This is a genomic window from Cyanobium sp. ATX 6A2 (assembly GCF_024346355.1).
In the GTDB taxonomy this organism is placed as follows: Bacteria; Cyanobacteriota; Cyanobacteriia; order PCC-6307; family Cyanobiaceae; genus NIES-981.
Window position 1 is genome coordinate 1 of the sequence record NZ_JAGQCU010000028.1, and the last position, 17181, is coordinate 17181.

The following is a 17181-nucleotide window of genomic DNA, read 5'->3' on the forward strand; positions in this document are numbered from 1 at the left end:
TGTTGGCGCCGGAGCGCTGCTGGAGAGTGGTGGTCATGAGAACGGTTGGTGGTTGTTGAACTCCGGCGCGGCAGCAGCGCAACGCGCAGCATGCAGGGCTGGAGGGGACGTAAGACGGAACCCCGTCAGAGCGGAATGTAACACAACGTTGCGGGGTTTGTGAAGGGGGGTTGCGGGGCGGGGCGCCGGCGAACGGAATCGGCCTCATGCCGGGAGCGCGGTGTGGAATCACCCACTGCCGCGGCAGGCACGCCGATCCATGGGCAGGCTGGATCAGGCGTACGGCGGTGATCGGCCGCCGCTCTCGCCACAACTCACACCAAAGTCCACGCCAAAGCGAAACCGAAGAGACATCAATGGTGCTCCTCTACTGGTCCCTCAATGGCGAGCGCCATTCCGAGCGGGTGCCCCTCGGGCTCGCCCGACACCGCCACGCCCAGCTGCAGACCATTGGTGCGGTGGTGTACTGGAGCGAGCGTCTGGCACCAATGCCCTGAGGTTGCTAGATGTGCAGCTCCTCCCTGGCCTGTTCGGCATGGCGCTGCCCGCACCTTCTCCCCATCCCCGTCCTCGGGCCGCCCTCGCGATCGGCGCCCTGGTCCTCTGTGGCGCCCTCGTGCTGGGCGGTTGTGAGCGCGGCGAGCGGACGGCCGAGATCGACCAGCTGAAACAGCGCCAGGAACAACTGGATCTGAAGATCCAGCAGCTGGAGCAGAAGCTGCACGGCGTCACCCCCCGCGACCCCGAGGAGCGGCCCACGCGCGCCCCGGCGGGTCCGGTGCGCTCGATCACCTACCGCAGCGGCACGGATGACGATCGCCTGCGCATCTACTGGGCCGATGGCAGCAGCAGTGATCTGCCCTGTTCCCAGGAGCAGGCCACCTTGGTGTGCGGCTGAGGGCCGCTTGACATCGGCGGGCCGAGCGGCTGATCTGTTGCCTTGCCCGCTTCAACTCGCAATGCGTTTCGTCAGGCCTCTGGCCATGGGATCAGCGGCTCTGGTCGCCGCCCTGCTGGCCAGCACGGGTATCAGTGGCGCCCCCGCCCGGGCGCAGGTGACCTTCAGCGCCGTGCGTGCTCTCAACCTGGCCCGCAACCAGGCCGTCCAGCAGAACGGCGGGCTGAGCCTCTACCGGCCGGCCCAGTGCATGTTCCAAACCGCCGATGCCGGCAACGAATGTCTCTTGAGCATGGATGAGGACGGCTTCGTGTTCCGCTTCCTGGGCGGGATCCCGGGCTGGGAGCAATTCCAGATGCCCGCCAGCGTGGAAACTGAGGTGCGCATCTCGGCCGACGGCCGCACGGTGGAGGAGGTGCTGTACAACGGTCCGCCGCGCCCTGTTGAGCTGGCTGAGTGAGGGCTGGCTGACTACGTGATGGCCGGGGCCAGTGCCGCCGCCAGAGACTCCAGCGCCGCTGGCCACCGCTCCTGCACAGGCCAGCGCTCGCGCCGCGTGAGGCTGAGGGCAATGCCCTTCTCGCCGTAGGCCGCCTCATTGATGAACACCGGCACCACGGTGCCGCTGGGGGTAGCTGGCAGCACCTCGCCCAGGGTCAGCACACGACCGGAACGCTCGAGGAACAGGGGATCCGCCGGCGCCAGGGGGTGCCAGTCGCGATGCTGCAGCTGTGGGTGGATGCAGGCCAGGGGGCTGCCATCGCCCGCACGGGGCAGATCGAGGCTGCCCAGGTGCCGGTGCACCAGCAGCTGCGCCGGCAACCGCAGCCGGCCGGCGCGGGCCTCCGCCAGAGCTGCCAGGGCCGCCTCCAGCGCCAGCTGGGTCTGACGGCAGATCGGGGCCTGAATCACCCCCTGGGGCACCGGTCCCACCTCGATCACCAGCCCGCAGGGCCATCGCTCCACCAGAAAGCCGCTCTGCTCGGAATCGGCCTCGTGCAGATAGACCGGCAGCCCCAGCCGGGCCTGGATGGCCGCGGCCAGCGCCAGGTCGGTGGGCCGGCGTCCGTAAAGCACCAGCGAATTGCCCATCGCGCTGGTGGTGCTGTGCAGATCGAGGGCCACAGCGCAGGCCTCGGTGCCCTGGGGACCATGTAGGTCCAGCAGCTCGCGAGCCCGCTCCAGCTCTGGCCCGCTGACGCCGGCATCGTCGAGCAGCGCGGGAGCGAAGCAGCGGTTGAGATCCCGCTCCAGGTAACGGCGGTTGCAGGCGTGGGCCCGGGGGTTGCCGAGCACCAGCCGCAGCGCCAGGCCGCCATCGGCCAGCCCCGATGGCTGGCGCTGCCACTGCTCCAGCAACCAGGGAGCATTGCGCTCGTTGCCGTGGGTACCGGCCACCACCAGCACCGCCGCCTGGGGCCTCGTCGCTGTCATCGCTTCATCGGTTCACGGTTTGGTGGGTTCGCGGCTTGGGCAGTTCACCGGCCTCCGTCCGGTTGCGGCAGCGCCGGGATGCAGCCGTGCTGGATTTTCCGGCCCGGGTGTCCGAGATTCGACCCCCCCCCTCCGGATCCCATCGTGCTCCCTCCCCCCTGGCTGGTGCGCGGCGCCCGCAGCCTCTGGCACTGGCAGTGGCTGCAGCTGATGGGCGGCCTGGCACCGGCCGATGCCCAGGGGAACTACCGCCGCCCCCCCGCCGGCTTCGGCGAGGCGATCGCCGTGCCCGGCGATGCCGCCGAACCGGGTGCCCACGTGCTGATCGTGGGTCGCAGCTGCCCCTGGGCCCACCGGGCCTGGCTGGTGTGGGCCCTGCGCGCTCTGGCCGACTCCATCCACCTGGTGGTGGTGGAGCCCGACCCCCAGGCCGGCCGCTGGCGGTTCACAGAACCCTTCGAGGGCTGCGGCACCCTGGCCGAGCTCTACGGCCGCTGCGGCGCCCCGCCCGGCAGCCGCGCCACCGTGCCGCTGCTCTACAGCCGCCGCCGGCAGCAGGTGGTGGTGGGCGAAAGTGCCCGCCTGATCGAGCTGCTCAACCACTGGCCTGCGGCCACCAACCCCGACCGCAAGACCGACCGCGACCTCGATCCACCGGAGCAGCGCCAGGCCACCGCCGCCTGGCGTCAGCGCCTGCAGGAGTCCGTCAACGACGGCGTTTACCGCTGCGGCTTCGCGCGCACCCAGGCGGCCTATGACGCGGCCGAAGCGGCCCTGTTCACCACCCTGGAGGCGGCCGAAGCACAGCTGGCGGCAGGCGGGTCGCTCTGGCTGAGCGGGCCCCGACCCTCGCTCGCCGATGTGCAGCTGTTCCCCACGCTGATCCGGATGGAGCTGGTGTATGCGCCTCTGTTCGGCGTCGGCCGGCGCCCTCTCTGGCAACTGCCGGCCCTGTGGGCCTGGCGCTCCCGCTTTCACCAGCTCCCCGGGGTGGCGGACACCTGCTGGCCGCAGGCCTGGCGCCGCGACTACTTCGGCGCCCTGTTCCCCCTCCACCCCTCCGGCATCGTTCCCGCCGGCCCGCCCCTGGCCACACTGGTGGGGAGCTCTCCCCCCGCGCCAGGCGATGCAGGACCCATTTCAGACATCGCCGGCTGATCCGCTGGCCCCGGCCCCCAGCGCCCCCATGCAAGGCGACCCCGTGCATCAGGGGGTCTACGGCCCCTTCACGATCACGGCAAGCGACCGCCGCGAGGTGCTGGGGTACCGGCTGAGTTTGCTGGTGGCGGCCCTGGCCCAGCTGGCCCTGCTGGCCCAATGGCACTGGCTGGGCACGGAGCGGCTCTGGCCCTGGTTGCTGCCCCTGGCCGGCGGCCTGGGCCTGGCCCTGCGCTGGATTCACATCTACCTGCGCCCCCTGCACCGCGCCCTGCAGGCCTTCTGGCTGCTGGGCTGCACCGGGCTGGTGGCCCTCGCCCTGCAGGCCGGTCCCGGGGCCATGGCCGCCACGCTGGAGGCCGACGGCCGCTGGGTCTGGGCGATCGGTCCGCTGTTCGCCGCCCTGGCGGGCATCGGCTTCAAGGAATTCTTCTGCTTCCAACGCCCCGAGGCCATCGGTGTGACCCTGCTGCTGCCGGCGGCCCTGCTGGGCCACCTCAGCGGCCTGCTGGCGCCTGAGCTGGTGGGCCGGCTGTTCGCCCTGGAGGCGGGGCTGCTGGTGCTGCTCTGCCTGCGCAAGTTCCCCATGCCGGCGGCGGCCGACGTGGGCGACAAGAGCGTGTTTGCTTACCTGGAGACCCAGCGTCAGAGCGCCGCCGCGTGAGCCTGATCAGCCTGGTGGGTGTGAGCAAGGACTTCGGCATCCGAACCCTGTTCGAGAGCCTCGACCTGCATGTGGAGGAGCGCGAACGGCTGGGGCTGATCGGTCCCAACGGCGCCGGCAAGAGCACCCTGCTGCGCATCCTGGCCGGCGAGGAGCCACCCGGGGGCGGCAGCCGGCGCACGGCACCGGGCGCCCGCATCGTGCTGGTGAGCCAGGACCCGCGACTGGACCCGGAGCGCACGGTGCTCGAGCAGGTGTTTGCGGGCAGTGGCGAGAAGCGCGATCTGCTCGGGCGCTACACGGCCGTGAGCGACGCCCTGGCCGTCGCCCACCAGCGCGGCGAGGACGACAGCGCCCTGCTGGCGGAACTGACCGACCTCAGCGCCCGCATGGACCAGAGCCAGGCCTGGGGGCTGGAGCAGCAGATCCGCGAGGTGCTGGATCGCCTCGGGGTTCAGGACGTGCACCGCCGGGTGGGAGACCTCTCCGGCGGCTACCAGCGGCGTCTGGCCCTGGCGGCGGCCCTGGTGGCGGAGCCCGATGTGCTGCTCCTCGATGAGCCCACCAACCACCTCGACGCCGACGGCGTGCAATGGCTGCAGGGCTACCTGGGCCGCTTCCCCGGGGCCCTGGTGCTGGTGACCCACGACCGCTACGTGCTCGACCAGCTCAGCGAGCGGATCGTGGCCGTGGATCGCGGCGAAGCCCGCACCTACGCGGGCAACTACGCCACCTACCTGGCCCGCCAGGCCGAGGAGGAGGCCGCCGCCGCCGCCGGTGAGGCCAGGTTGAAGGGAGTGCTGCGGCGGGAACTGGAGTGGCTGCGGCGGGGGCCCCAGGCCCGCAGCACCAAGCAGAAGGCACGCATCCAGCGGATCGAAGCGCTTCAGGAGCTGCCGCGGCGGCAGCAGCAGGGCCAGCTGAGCCTGGCCAGCACCAGCCGTCGCCTGGGCAAGCGGGCGATCGAGGCGGAAGCCCTCACGCTGTGGCCCAGCCCTGAGGCCCGCAGCGCCGGCGCCGCGCCGCTGATCAGCGACTTCAGCTACGACTTCAGCCCCGAGGACCGGGTGGGGATCATCGGCCCCAACGGCAGCGGCAAGAGCAGCCTGCTCAACCTGATCGCCGCCGCGGCCCAGCCCGGCGGGGCGGCGGCGGCGCCCCGCCACAGCGGCCGACTGGAGCTGGGCAGCACCGTGAAGCTGGCCTACTTCGACCAGCACAGCCATGTGCTCGAGAGCGCCTGCGATGCCGCCGGACGCCAGCGGCGGGTGATCGATCTGGTGCAGGAGGCCGCCAGCACTGTGGAGGTCGAGGGCAGCGTGCTCAGTGCCTCCCAGCTGCTGGAGCGGTTTCTGTTTCCGCCGGCCCAGCAGTTCCAGCCGGTGAGCCGGCTGTCGGGAGGCGAGCGCCGCCGGCTGCACCTCTGCCGGCTGCTGATCGGGGCTCCGAATGTGCTGCTGCTGGATGAGCCCACCAACGACCTCGACGTGCAGACCCTGACCGTGCTGGAAGACTTCCTGGAGGACTTCCGCGGCTGCGTGGTGGTCGTGTCCCACGACCGCTACTTCCTCGATCGCACGGTGGATCGGCTGTTTGTGGTTCAGGGCGGCCGCCTGGAGCGCTTCGAGGGCAACTACAGCGCCTATCTGGAGCAGCGACGGGCCCCGGCCCAGCCCGCCAGCCAGCCCGCAGCCGTGACCGCGCCGGCGGCGGCGCCTGGGCCCTCCGGATCCGGGGCTGACAGCAGGGTCCGGCGGCGCAGCTACAGCGAGAAACGGGAACTGGCCCGGCTGGAGCAGGAGCTGCCGCAGTGGGAGGAGCAGCACCGGCAGCTGGAGGCGCTGCTGAGCGCTGGCGGCAGCGACTACTCCGCCCTGCAGCAGCTCACCGTCGACCTGGCCGCTCTGAGCGAGCGGATCGGGACGGGTGAGGAGCGCTGGCTGGAACTGAGCGAGCTGGCCGAGTGACCAGATCCGGCCGGGTGATCAGCTGAACTGATCGGATCCAGTGATGGTCCTGATCAGCAGGTGCCCAAAAAGGCTCTCCCGGTTCTGATGCCAACCGTATGGTGGGTCTGGACGAGCATCAAACCCACAAGGGTCAAGCCATGAAATCCATCGACGAGCACATTCAGAAAGACAGAAGCGAGATCGAGGCCGCCCGCGCCGCGGGCAATGACGGCAAGGTCCGCCACCTCGAAGAAGAGCTCAAGGGCCTGGAGGCGTTCAAGCAGCACCATCCAGAGGACAAGCACGATCCGAGCCCTCTGGAGGTGTACTGCGACATGAATCCAGAAGCCCCGGAGTGCCGGGTCTACGACGACTGATCGGTCGACTGATCGGTCTGGGCGTCACCATCCCTCAGGCCCAGCTGCTTCCACACCACAGCCAGCAGGCGGTTGAGGTTGGCCGAGGTGGCCGCCGACACCGCCAGCACAGGGCTGCCAAGGTGGCTCTCCAGCGCTGCCTGTTTCTGCTCGAGATCCAGCCGATCCAACAGCTCGATCTTGTTGAGCACCGCAATCCTCGGCCGCTCGATCAGGCCGTGGCCGTAGGCGCTCAGCTCCCGCTCCACCACCTGCACGTCCTCCACCAGGGCGTCTGAGGACGCGTCCACGAGGTGGATCAGCAGCCGCGTGCGTTCGATGTGGCGCAGGAATTCGTGGCCCAGCCCAGCCCCCTGGGCCGCGCCGGCGATCAGGCCCGGAATATCGGCAAACACCGTGCCATCGCCACTGGGGCGCCGCACCACCCCCAGGTTGGGCACCAGGGTGGTGAAGGGGTAGTCGGCAATGCGGGGGCGGGCGGAGCTGAGCACGGAGATCAGGGTGCTCTTGCCCGCATTGGGCAGGCCGATGATGCCCACTTCGGCCAGCAGCTTGAGCTCCAGCTGCAGCAGCCACTCCTCCCCATCGCGGCCCTCGGTGGCCTTCTCCGGCGCCCGGTTGCGGTTGCTGAGGTAGTGGGCATTGCCCAGGCCGCCACGGCCCCCCAGGGCCACCAGCAACGCATCACCCGGCTCGGTGAGATCGCCGAGCACGATGCCGGTACGGGCATCCCGCACCTCGGTGCCGCAGGGCATGCGGATCAGCAGCGGCTGGCCGCTGGCGCCGGTGCGGCGGTTGGGGCCACCACGACGACCATCATCGGCCGCGAACAGCCGCTTGTACTTGAAGTCGAGCAGGGTCTGCAGGTTGGCGTCAGCCACCAGCAGCACGTCGCCGCCGCGGCCGCCATCCCCGCCGGAGGGGCCGCCGGCGGGCACGTATTTCTCCCGGCGAAAGGCCACGATGCCGTCGCCGCCGCGGCCAGCCTTGATGGCGACGCGGGCCTGATCGATGAATTGCATTGGCTCAAACCTAAGATCGCGTCTCAACGGTTGTCTGGGAACGCAAGTTGGCCGAGGTTCGTTTCCAGCAGGTGAGCAAGACCTACCCGCCCCGGCGGGGGGGTGAAGGGGTGCAGGTGCTGCGCAACCTGAACCTGCACATCCCCGACGGTGAATTTCTGGTGCTGGTGGGGCCTTCGGGCTGCGGCAAGAGCACCCTGCTGCGGCTGCTGGCCGGGCTGGAGCAGCCCAGTGGCGGCGAGATCGTGGTGGGGGATCGGCCGGTGAGCGGGCTGCGCCCGGCCCAGCGGGACGTGGCCATGGTGTTTCAGAGCTACGCCCTCTACCCCCACCTCTCGGTGGCGGACAACATCGGCTTCGGGTTGCGGCGCAGCCGGCCGCGCACGGCGCTGCAGCACGTGCAGGACAGCCTGCACCAGGCCAGTCGGCGCCTGCCCGCCCCGCTGCGGGTGCCGTCGGCCCGGGAGGAGCGCATCGAGCGCCGCATCGCCGAGGTGGCCACCACCCTGGAGCTGGAACCGCTGCTGCGGCGGCTGCCCAAGGAACTCTCGGGGGGCCAGAAGCAGCGGGTGGCCCTGGGCCGGGCGATCGCCCGCCAGCCGGCGGTGTTCCTGATGGATGAGCCGCTCAGCAACCTCGACGCCAAGCTGCGGGCCGGCACCCGGACCCAGATCGTGGAGCTGCAGCGACGCCTGGGCACCACCACCCTCTACGTGACCCACGACCAGGTGGAAGCGATGACCATGGGCCATCGCATCGCCGTGCTCAACGCCGGCCGGCTCCAGCAGCTGGGCACGCCGATGCAGCTCTACCGCTGGCCGGCCAACCTGTTCGTAGCCCAGTTCATCGGCAGTCCGCCCATGAATCTGCTCCCCGTGGAGGTGATCGGCCCCACCCAGCTGCAGCTGGGTGGCCGGCGCCTGCCGGTGGAGGGGCCGATGGCCGAGGCCCTCGCCGGCCGCATCGGTCACCAGCTCACCGGCGGGTTGCGGCCCGAGCACCTGCGGCTGGCACCGGCCGCCAACCGCAACCTGCGCGCCACGGTGCGCCATGGCGAGGCCCTGGGCAACGAGCAGCTGCTCACCTGCCAGCTCGAGGATGGCGACCATCTGGTGCAGGTGAGGGTGGCCCCCAACGAGCAGCTGCCGGCCGGCAGCACGATCCATCTGGAGGTGGATCCGGGCGGCTGGCGGCTGTTCGATGCCGGCGGCGAAGCCCTGCCGCTGCCGCGCAGCAGCGCCCCGGAACCCGTACTCCCTGAGCTCTGAACCTCAGTGGATGTACACCACACTGCAGCCGGCCCCGCCGTCGCTGCGCTCCGCGTCGCTCACCCGCTGCACGTAGGGGAGGGTGTCGAGCCAGGCCCGCAGGCCGCGCTTGAGCCGGCCGGTGCCGATGCCGTGAATCACCCACACCGGCCCGCTGGCCGCCCGCAGCTTCTCCTCCACCGCCGCCTCCGCCTCATGCACCCGCAGGCCGCGCACGTCCACGGTGTTGCCCTCGGTGCGCACCTGGGGGCCAGGGCCGGCCAGGGCCCGGCGCCCCTTCACCTGAACCTTCACCTCGGGGGGTGAGGGCTTCTCCCCCTGCAGGCCCTCGATGCCCTCCAGGGGAACGGTGAGCCGCAGCACGCCACAGCGCACCGTGAGCTCCCGGCCGTGATCCACCAGCTCCAGCACCTCAGCGGCCTTGCCCAGGGAGAGCACCCGCACCCGATCGCCCACCGCCGGCATCCAGCCCCCGTGCTGCCGCCGCTCCGGCCGAGGCCGGTGCTCCTGCTCGAGATGCTTGAGCCGCCGCCCGGCCTGCCGGGCCGTCTCCCCCAGCGCCGCCGGATCCAGGCGCTGGCCGCCGTCGCCCTGGCGCAGCCGGCGAATGATCCGGCGCACCTCGTGCTGCCCCTGGCGGATGGAGCGCTCGAGCTGCTGGCGGCGCTGCTCCTGCAGCTCGGCGCCCTGCTGCTGCTGCTGCTGCCAGCGGGAGAGCAGCTCCTCGTGGAGCAGTTCGGTGCGGGCCAGCAAAGCGGCGGCCTCCTCGGCGGCCTCCTGCTGGCGCAGGCGCTGCTGCTCCAGGCCGGCGATCACCTGGTTCACATCGCCCTCTCCTCGGGGCGCGAGCTGGCTGGCCGCCTGCTCCAGCAACGCCCCATCCAGCCCCAGGCGCCGGGCGATGGCCAGGGCGTTGCTGCGGCCGGGAATCCCCCACTGCAGGCGATAGGTGGGGGCCAGGGTCTGCTCATCGAAGGCCACCGAGGCGTTCTCGAAGCGGGGGTCGGCGTATTTCAGCGCCTTCAGTTCACCGAAGTGGGTGGTGGCCACCGTGAGCCGGGCCCGCTCGGCCAGGTGCTGCAGCAGGGCCGTGGCCAGGGCCGCGCCCTCGGCCGGATCGGTGCCGGCCCCCACCTCATCGAGCAGCACCAGGGAGGCACCGCCGGCGGCTCCCGGGGCGGGGGCGTTGAGGGCCTCGAGGATGCGGGCGATGCGGCGGATGTGACCGCTGAAGGTGGAGAGGTTCTGCTGCAGCGACTGCTCGTCGCCGATGTCGGCCAGCACCCGGCCACACCAGGGCAGCCGCGGTGTGCCGCTGCAGGGCAGGAACAGCCCGGCGCGGGCCATCAGCGCCGCCAGCCCCAGGCTCTTGAGGGTCACGGTCTTGCCGCCGGTGTTGGGGCCGGTGATCGCCACCACCCGCAGCTCAGGCGCCACGCTCACGCTCACCGGCACCACCGCCTGCCCCGCCTCCCGCTTCTGCTGCCAGAGCAGCAGGGGGTGGCGCAGATCCTGGAGATCGAAGGGAGCCTCAGCGGCATCGGCCAGCTCCGGCCGCACCGCCCCCAGCCAGGCACCGTAGCGGGCGCGGGCCAGGGCCGCATCGAGGCGCACCAGGGTGCTCTGCAGCACCTCCAGGCCACTGGCCTGCTCCCCCACCGCAGCGCTGAGCTCCCGCAGCACGGCCTGCTCCAGCTCCCGCTCCTGCCCCTCCAGATCGCGGATGCGGTTGCCAAGCGCCAGCACGGCCTGGGGCTCGATGAACACGGTCTGCCCGGAGGCGGAGCTGTCGTGCACCTGGCCCGGCAGCTGTGCCGCCGCCCCGGCCTTCACCGCCAGCACGGGCCGGCCGTTGCGCTCGGCGATCACGTTGTCCTGCAGCAGGGCCGCCGAGCGCCGCAGCAGCTCCTGGAGGCGCTCACGGCGCTCGCCGCGAGCGGCCTGGAGCTGGCGGCGCAGGGCCTCCAGCGGGGCGCTGGAGCGATCGGCCACGCGGCCGCCCTCCTCCAGGCAGAAGCGCAGCCGCTGCTCCAGCTCCGGCAGGGTGCGCAGCTCCGCCACCAGGGCAGTGGTCACCGGCCGCAGGGCCGGCTCGTCGATCTGGCGGCGCAGCCGCCGCGCCGCCGCCAGGGTGGTGGCCAGCTCCAGCAGGGCTTCACCGCAGGCCACCCCGCCCTTGGCGCACAGGGCCACACAGGGGCCGATGTCGGCCACCCCCTGCAGGCTGAGTCCGCCCTCGATCAGTCCATCGAGAGCCAGCAGCTCCGTGGTTTCGGCCAGCAGCGTGCGGCTCTGCGCCGCTGAGGCGGGCAGGGGCAGAGCGCGGCAGTGGCGCTGCCCGGCGGCGGTGCCGGCAAAACCGGCCAGATGGGCCGCCAGCCGTGGCCACTCCAGCAGTTCAAGGGTTTCCTGCTCGATCGCGGCCGGATTCACGGCGCCGGCGGCGGGATCGGCGCCCGGCCCGGCACGTTGCTGGGGATTCCGGCCGCAGGCTCGTAGAGCAGTTCGAGCCAGTTGCCCTCCGGATCCTGGAGATAGCAACTGGCCGTGCCGTCGCGGTGGTCATGCACCAAACCGCAGCGGTGGCCCGCAGCCACCAGAGCGGAGCGGGCCGCATCCACCTCGGCCCGGTCGGGGAAGTGCAGAGCGAAGTGCGGGCCCGCGGCGGTGTAGTCGGCACTGAGCAGGGCGATGCCGGCAGCGTCACCGGGCCATTGCAGATAGGCCCAGTCGGCCGCATCCCAGGTGAGCCGCAGACCCAGGGCCTGATAGAAGGCCTTGGCGCGGGCGATGTCCTGCACCCGCAGGGCGACGTGGCCGAGGCGGTGCGACAGGGGCGGCAGGGAATCGCCGGCCATCAGCCCTCCCGCAGCCAGCGGGCCGCGTCGCAGGCGTGATAGCTGAGGATCAGATCCGCGCCGGCACGCTTGAAGCAGAGCAGGGTTTCCAGCACCACGGCCTTCTCGTCGATCCAGCCCCGTTCGGCGGCGGCCTTCACCATGGCGTATTCACCACTCACGTTGTAAGCGGCAATCGGCTGCTCGCTCTGGTGGCGCAGGCGATAGATGATGTCGAGATAGGCCAGGCCCGGCTTCACCATCAGGATGTCGGCCCCTTCACTCTCATCGAGCTGGGCCTCGAGGATGGACTCTCGGCTGTTGGCCGGATCCATCTGGTAAGTGCTCTTGTCGCCGGGGATGGGTTTGCCGCTGCTGGCGCGGGGCGCCGAATCGAGGGCTTCGCGGAAGGGGCCGTAGTAGGCACTGGAGTATTTGGCGGTGTAGCTGATGATGCCCACGTGCTCGAACCCCTCTTCATCGAGGGCTTCGCGGATGGCGCCGACACGCCCGTCCATCATGTCGCTGGGGCCGATCAGGTCGGCTCCGGCGCGGGCCTGCACCACGGCTTGCCGGCAGAGGATCGCCACCGTCTCGTCGTTGAGCACCACCCCCTCGGCGCTGACGATGCCGTCATGGCCGTCGCAGGAGTAGGGATCGAGAGCCACATCGGTCATGATCGCCATCCCGGGATGGGTGTCCTTGAGGCGGCGGATCGCCCGCGGGATCAGGCCGTGCTCGTTGAAACACTCGGCGCCGTCTTCGCTCTTGAGGCCATCGGCCACCTTGGGGAACAGCACCACACAGCGGATGCCCAGGTCCCAGGCCCGGCCCACTTCCTCCACCAGACCCTCCAGGCTCCAGCGCCGGCAACCGGGCATGGCGGCGATCGGTTCGTTGCTGGCCCCCTCATGCACGAACAGGGGGTAGATGAAGTCGGCGGCGCTGAGCTGATGCTCCCGCACCATCGCCCGCAGGGCCGGGGTGCGGCGCAGCCGGCGGGGGCGGTAGGAGAGCTCCATGCAGGGCTTGAGAGGGGCCTGGATCCTACGGAGACAGCCAGCGTGCCTAGAGCTGAGCCAGCTGCACCCAGCCGGCGCGGGGGTCGGCGCTGCGGGCGTCCCGCAGCTGCTCGAGCAGGGTGCGCTCACGCTCGCTGAGGGGATCGGGGAGTTTGAGCACGGGCGTGAGCAGCAGATCGCCCCGGGTTCCCTTAAGGGGCCAGCCCTTGCCCTTGAGCCGCAGGCTGCGGCCGGGGGTGAGGCCGGGGGGCACCTGCACGGAGGCCTCGCCATCGGGGGTCGCCACCCGCACCTGGCCGCCCAGGGCCAGTTCGTCGAGGCTGAGGGGCAACTCGCCGCGCAGCTGGTCGCCGTCGAGCTTCCACACCGGATGCTCCTGCAGCTCGATGGTGAGGTAGAGGTCGCCGCGGCGGCCGGTGCCGGGCTGCAGGTTGCCCTTGCCCTTCAGCCGTAGACGGCTGCCGGGCTTGACGCCGGCGGGGATGCGCACGGCCACCCGCTCCTCGTTCACCGCCAGGGTGCGCTCACAGCCGCGGAAGGCCTCCCCCAGGCTGAGGCGGATGACGGCCTCGGCATCGAGGTTGGGGCCGGCGGTGCGGCCGCCGCCGGGGAAGCCGCCACCGGGAACGCCACCGCCGAAGCCAGCACCGGGGAAGCCGCTGCCGAAGCCGAAACCACCGCTGCCCCCGGGCTGGGCGCCGCCGAAGCGCCCGAGCAGGTCGTTGATGAACTCGTCGAAGTTGCCGTAGCGGCCGAAGTCCACATCCATGCCGCCCACACCGCTGCCGGCACCGGCCTGGCTCCAGTACTGGCCAAACTGCTCATAGCGGCGGCGCTTGTCGGGATCCGAGAGCACCTCGTAGGCCTCGCTCACCTCCTTGAAACGGGCCTCGGCCGCCTTGTCGCCGGGATTCACATCCGGGTGGTGTTGCCGGGCCAGCTTGCGGAAGGCGCGCTTGATGGTGTCGGCATCGGCGCCCCGGTCCACACCCAGCACCTTGAAGTAGTCGCGGTAGCCGTTGGCGTTCATCGCAGGGGCATCGCTGGCGAAGGTGAGCAGGTGATCCAGTCTCTCAGCTTCCCCCCGGCTCCGCGGCCGGGGCCAGGGCGCCCGCTGGCGGATCCAGGGCCGGCCCCGTAGCGTTGAGGTCCCTGACGATCAGACCATGGCCCGATCCGGCTGGCATCGCCCCCTGGCGCTCGTCCCCCTCAGCCTGGGCCTGATGGCACTTGCGGCCTGCGCCGGAGCAGGGGCGGGCGACCGGGCCCGGGGCGTGAAGAGCACCCCCGAAGCCTCCACCAGCCTCGGCCGCGATGGCTCCACCTCGCCGCGGCTGGGGGAGGCGCTGAGCGAATCCAACGCCGATCAGGAAGCCCTCAGCGCCCATCTGCGCGCCCAGGGCGCGGTGTTCTACGGGGCCTGGTGGTGTCCAGCCTGTTTCCAGCAGAAGAACCTGTTCGGCAAGCAGGCCGGCAACACCCTCCCCTATGTGGAGTGTGACGAGAACGACGCCGGCCGCCAGCGCTGCCAGGCCGCCAGCATCCGCGCCTTCCCCACCTGGGAGCTGGAGGGCAAGCCCCGGCTGGAGGGGGTGCAGAGCCTCGAGGAGCTGAAGGCCTGGAGTGGCTTCAATGCCGGAAGCGACGCAGCCACCAAACCCTGAACGCCCCCCGCCCCACAGGACGGATCTGACGGCAAACCCATCGGAGAGCATCCGCTCGATTGGCGTCAGATTGGAGCGATCTATCTTCGCCACGGTGCCCACCATGCCTGCCGCCCTGATCCGCGGCTCCCTGCTGGGAACCGCCCTGGTTCTTACCGGCCTGATGCCGGCACCCGCCCAGGCCCAGACCCTGCTGGATGTGATGGGCGCCGGCGCCATCCAGAACACCCTGCAAACCTTGCCTGCCGGCGGAGCCAGCGGCGTGATCGAGCGCAGCCGCTCAGCCGTGGATCAGTCGAGCCTGGCCGAGCAGCAGCGCCAGCAACTGCTGCAGCAGCTGAGTGGCGGCGGTGGTGCAGCAGGGGCACCGGCCGGCCTGATGGCACCGCTGATGAACATGTTCATGCCCGGGGCCTTCCCCGGCGCCCCAGGCGGTGGCGCTCAGCGCACCAGCACCGCCCAGGTGAACGGCAGGCTGGTGCCCTACTGCTCCCATGGCGGCCTCTGCCACGGCAACCTGATGCGGGCACTGCGGGGGTATTGAAGATCCCGTGGAGGAGCAGATATTCTGCTATGGGTTAGTTCAACGTGCATAGCAAGGGCCTGCACCGCACAGCCCAGAAAACATCTAGGGCATCACAGCCATGCCAACTCACCCGAAGAGCAGGTGTTGATGAGCCGATGCACCGCAAGCAGACAAGCCCAGCACCAAGAGGGCACCACGTCCAGCGAGCCTTCCGCTTCGCAGCAGTGGGGGACTGCCCTCCCTGAAGCAGCAAGCATTGCTGCCATCCACACAGACCGCATTCAGCCAAGAGAACCCAAATGCTTCCATGCCCAGAGGCATCAGTAAGCGAATCAACTTCAGCAGAAGAAAGAAACCCGCTCAGGAGAAGTCTCTACACTGTCAACAACGCAAATCAGTTTATTTGCCACACCCGTAAAAGTGATTCATCGCCACAGATTCTCATTCATTTACCAGAAGCAGAGGAGGGGCAGGTCGTCTTTCTATACAATCGATGTGGCAAGAAAAACATCTCCGAACGGATTTGCGGGATCAGGATTTATGTGTCAGAAGATGGCCGGAGCTGGCACGAGATCGACATTCAACTTGACGATGAGCAGATTTACAACAGAAAATCCATTCCAATTCTCAGCAAGTACGCCCCGAAGCACATCATGCTTCGCAGAGACGGACAAGGCGATCCGATCCATATCAGCCAAGTTACAATTGGTAATTCACTGAACCAGTGCTACGACCTCATAACACAGCGCAACATCGCCAGTCTGAACAGATTTTCAAGCCAATACCATTTACGCGTCAACGAGCAGGGATGGATTTATGACCGGGTCAGAAAACATGGTCAGCCGCTGCACATCAAACCCATATGGTCCTCAGAATTAGATCTTGGTCGCGGGATTGACAGCCTATGCATTTCGGACTTGAACAGGTTTTCAAACGCGTTGATTCAGATCGCGCATGCCGTTCTGTTCGCCCACGGCATCAAGGCCTGCAACGTCTTCGTGCCAGAGTGCAAACGCATCCGGGACATCTTTCCCAAAGGCGACAGGTTTACATGTCAAGGACTGGGGGTTGGGATTGTCATCGGCAACCCCAATGCACGAGACAACTGCCTGGAAGGCAGATTTTTACATGTCCGCGCGGCACAGAGGGAGTTCTATGCGAATCTGCCATCCACTTACGAGGCCATCCGCTCTTTTTCCCAGGCGACAAAGCTATATGATCCCGCAAAAATTCTTGACGCCGAAGAAATGGTCATTCATATTCGCTCGGGCGACATATTCAGGCCCCAGGGCAAAATTCATCCCGACTACGGCCAGCCCCCTTTGTCTTTTTATCGCAAGGCAGTGGAACATGCAAAGCCAAGAATTGTGCATCTCGTCTATCAAGACATGCACAACCCCGTCATCAAGCCACTGCAACAATGGCTTGGAGAGCAAAGCATCACCTTCACCAAGCCCTTGCAGTCGTCCCTGCGAAAAGATGTAAAGACTGTACTCAGAGCCCAAACATTGGTCGCGGGGCGCGGCACCTTCATCCCCGGAGCCGTTTCGCTTGGAGGCAACCTGAAAACGCTTTATTGCTTTCACGCCTGTCTAGACCTGCTCGGTCGACGAGATGTCACCTATCATGTGATCAAAGATCGCAGCAGCCACTACGTTGACTCGATCCAACAATACAACTGGAGAAATTCACCTGAGCAAAGAGAGCTCATGGTCAGCTATCCAGATGCAGAGCTGGAACTGCAATCCATGGCGCTTCCCTAGAAGCGTGGATCCCCAAGCCGCAAGCAGGCATCAGGGGCCCGGAGGCTGAGTCCTGCTGTGGCGGCAGCGATAGACGTAGGGCTGGTCTGCCGCCAGGCCATGGCGGCCCTGAAACTCGGCGAGCCTCACCATCAGGGAGGAGTAGAGCTGCTGGGCCCCCCGGCAGTTTCCGTTGCGGTCCATCAGCTCCACCTGCTGCAGACCATCCTGCAGCTGCCGGCTGAGCACCTGCATCTGCTCCAGTCCCCCATGGCTTCGCCCCGGATCGTATGACCTGTGGGTGGCGAATGCGGTGACGCGCTTGTAGCCGCTGAGGGCAAGGCTCCTGGTCACCGGCTGGAGCGTCCTGAGCGTGATGAAGGTGTCCACCGGCAGCTGAGTTCCGGCGTGCTGGGGGCTGTTGAGCCAGGCGTGACGCACCACGCGATTGCGGTTGACGCGCGGATCCTTCAGCACTCCCACGCCCGGACCGAAGCGGCGTCCCATGGAGTGGTGTAACTCGGGAGGATCAGCCCCGGCTACGCCGGGGCTGACGGCTCGCCTCCCTCAGATCTCAGCTGTGGCAATGGGTGGGCCGGTCTGTGACCCTGTTCGGAGCA

The 17181-nt window shown here is 68.9% G+C and carries 18 protein-coding genes and 1 pseudogene; 12 read left to right on the plus strand and 7 right to left on the minus strand.

The annotated features are described in order from the left end of the window. Positions 1 to 359: 359 nt before the first annotated feature. The 3 genes from KBY96_RS15660 to KBY96_RS15670 all read left to right on the plus strand — a co-directional run bounded on the left by KBY96_RS15660 (position 360) and on the right by KBY96_RS15670 (position 1358). A complete protein-coding gene (locus KBY96_RS15660) occupies positions 360 to 497 on the plus strand; it encodes a hypothetical protein (protein WP_254980495.1) in 138 nt (45 codons plus the stop codon). 11 nt (positions 498 to 508) lie between these two features. Next, entirely contained in the window at positions 509 to 898 is a 390-nt protein-coding gene (locus KBY96_RS15665; RefSeq protein WP_254980477.1) for a hypothetical protein, read from the plus strand. 85 nt (positions 899 to 983) lie between these two features. Then, positions 984 to 1358 (plus strand): hypothetical protein, encoded by a 375-nt coding sequence (locus tag KBY96_RS15670; protein WP_254980478.1) that lies wholly within the window; start codon positions 984 to 986, stop codon positions 1356 to 1358. An 11-nt stretch (positions 1359 to 1369) separates the two neighbouring features. Here the strand turns inward: KBY96_RS15670 and KBY96_RS15675 are convergent, their stop codons facing one another. Then, positions 1370 to 2332, minus strand: a complete 963-nt coding sequence (locus tag KBY96_RS15675; RefSeq protein ID WP_254980479.1) for an aspartoacylase — start codon at positions 2330 to 2332, stop codon at positions 1370 to 1372. Between the two features lie 144 nt (positions 2333 to 2476). Between KBY96_RS15675 and KBY96_RS15680 the strand changes: the two genes are divergently transcribed. From KBY96_RS15680 to KBY96_RS15695, 5 genes and pseudogenes are all read left to right on the plus strand, one after another. Beyond that, a complete protein-coding gene (locus KBY96_RS15680; protein WP_254980481.1) occupies positions 2477 to 3490 on the plus strand; it encodes a glutathione S-transferase C-terminal domain-containing protein in 1014 nt (337 codons plus the stop codon). A gap of 28 nt (positions 3491 to 3518) precedes the next feature. After that, complete coding sequence (locus KBY96_RS15685; RefSeq protein WP_254980482.1) at positions 3519 to 4154, plus strand: DUF2301 domain-containing membrane protein; 636 nt, start codon at positions 3519 to 3521, stop codon at positions 4152 to 4154. Between the two features lie 65 nt (positions 4155 to 4219). Then, positions 4220 to 4711 (plus strand): annotated as a pseudogene (locus tag KBY96_RS16610) (ATP-binding cassette domain-containing protein); the annotation flags it as partial. 132 nt (positions 4712 to 4843) lie between these two features. Beyond that, positions 4844 to 6121, plus strand: a complete 1278-nt coding sequence (locus KBY96_RS16615) for an ATP-binding cassette domain-containing protein (protein WP_396122343.1) — start codon at positions 4844 to 4846, stop codon at positions 6119 to 6121. A 140-nt stretch (positions 6122 to 6261) separates the two neighbouring features. Next, positions 6262 to 6480: a Calvin cycle protein CP12 gene (locus KBY96_RS15695; protein WP_254980494.1), complete on the plus strand. Its 219-nt coding sequence runs from the start codon at positions 6262 to 6264 to the stop codon at positions 6478 to 6480. Here KBY96_RS15695 and obgE read toward each other — a convergent pair. After that, positions 6468 to 7502, minus strand: coding sequence for a GTPase ObgE (gene obgE, locus KBY96_RS15700; RefSeq protein ID WP_254980484.1), 1035 nt, complete (start codon positions 7500 to 7502; stop codon positions 6468 to 6470). The genes KBY96_RS15695 and obgE overlap by 13 nt on opposite strands. Before the next feature lie 47 nt (positions 7503 to 7549). Here obgE and KBY96_RS15705 point away from each other — a divergent pair, with 47 nt between their 5' ends. Further along, a complete protein-coding gene (locus KBY96_RS15705) occupies positions 7550 to 8770 on the plus strand; it encodes an ABC transporter ATP-binding protein (protein ID WP_254980485.1) in 1221 nt (406 codons plus the stop codon). A gap of 3 nt (positions 8771 to 8773) precedes the next feature. Here KBY96_RS15705 and KBY96_RS15710 read toward each other — a convergent pair whose 3' ends face one another. The 4 genes from KBY96_RS15710 to KBY96_RS15725 are packed head-to-tail and all read right to left on the minus strand — an operon-like array spanning position 8774 to position 13659. Then, entirely contained in the window at positions 8774 to 11203 is a 2430-nt protein-coding gene (locus KBY96_RS15710; protein WP_254980486.1) for an endonuclease MutS2, read from the minus strand. After that, positions 11200 to 11628 (minus strand): VOC family protein, encoded by a 429-nt coding sequence (locus KBY96_RS15715; RefSeq protein ID WP_254980487.1) that lies wholly within the window; start codon positions 11626 to 11628, stop codon positions 11200 to 11202. The genes KBY96_RS15710 and KBY96_RS15715 overlap by 4 nt, the downstream gene beginning before the upstream one ends. Next, positions 11628 to 12629 (minus strand): porphobilinogen synthase, encoded by a 1002-nt coding sequence (hemB, locus tag KBY96_RS15720; RefSeq protein WP_254980488.1) that lies wholly within the window; start codon positions 12627 to 12629, stop codon positions 11628 to 11630. Before hemB ends, KBY96_RS15715 begins: the two co-directional genes overlap by 1 nt. A gap of 46 nt (positions 12630 to 12675) precedes the next feature. Next, entirely contained in the window at positions 12676 to 13659 is a 984-nt protein-coding gene (locus KBY96_RS15725) for a DnaJ C-terminal domain-containing protein (protein ID WP_254980489.1), read from the minus strand. A 136-nt stretch (positions 13660 to 13795) separates the two neighbouring features. On the opposite strand from KBY96_RS15725, the gene KBY96_RS15730 reads away from it, so the two are divergent. From KBY96_RS15730 to KBY96_RS15740, 3 genes are all read left to right on the plus strand, one after another. Continuing rightward, a complete protein-coding gene (locus KBY96_RS15730; RefSeq protein WP_254980490.1) occupies positions 13796 to 14293 on the plus strand; it encodes a thioredoxin in 498 nt (165 codons plus the stop codon). Positions 14294 to 14387: 94 nt separating this feature from the next. Beyond that, complete coding sequence (locus KBY96_RS15735) at positions 14388 to 14837, plus strand: hypothetical protein (protein ID WP_254980491.1); 450 nt, start codon at positions 14388 to 14390, stop codon at positions 14835 to 14837. A 281-nt stretch (positions 14838 to 15118) separates the two neighbouring features. After that, positions 15119 to 16582, plus strand: coding sequence for a hypothetical protein (locus KBY96_RS15740; protein WP_254980492.1), 1464 nt, complete (start codon positions 15119 to 15121; stop codon positions 16580 to 16582). A 30-nt stretch (positions 16583 to 16612) separates the two neighbouring features. On the opposite strand, the gene KBY96_RS15745 is transcribed toward KBY96_RS15740, so the two are convergent. Next, positions 16613 to 17068, minus strand: a complete 456-nt coding sequence (locus KBY96_RS15745; RefSeq protein WP_254980493.1) for a hypothetical protein — start codon at positions 17066 to 17068, stop codon at positions 16613 to 16615. Positions 17069 to 17181: the final 113 nt, after the last annotated feature.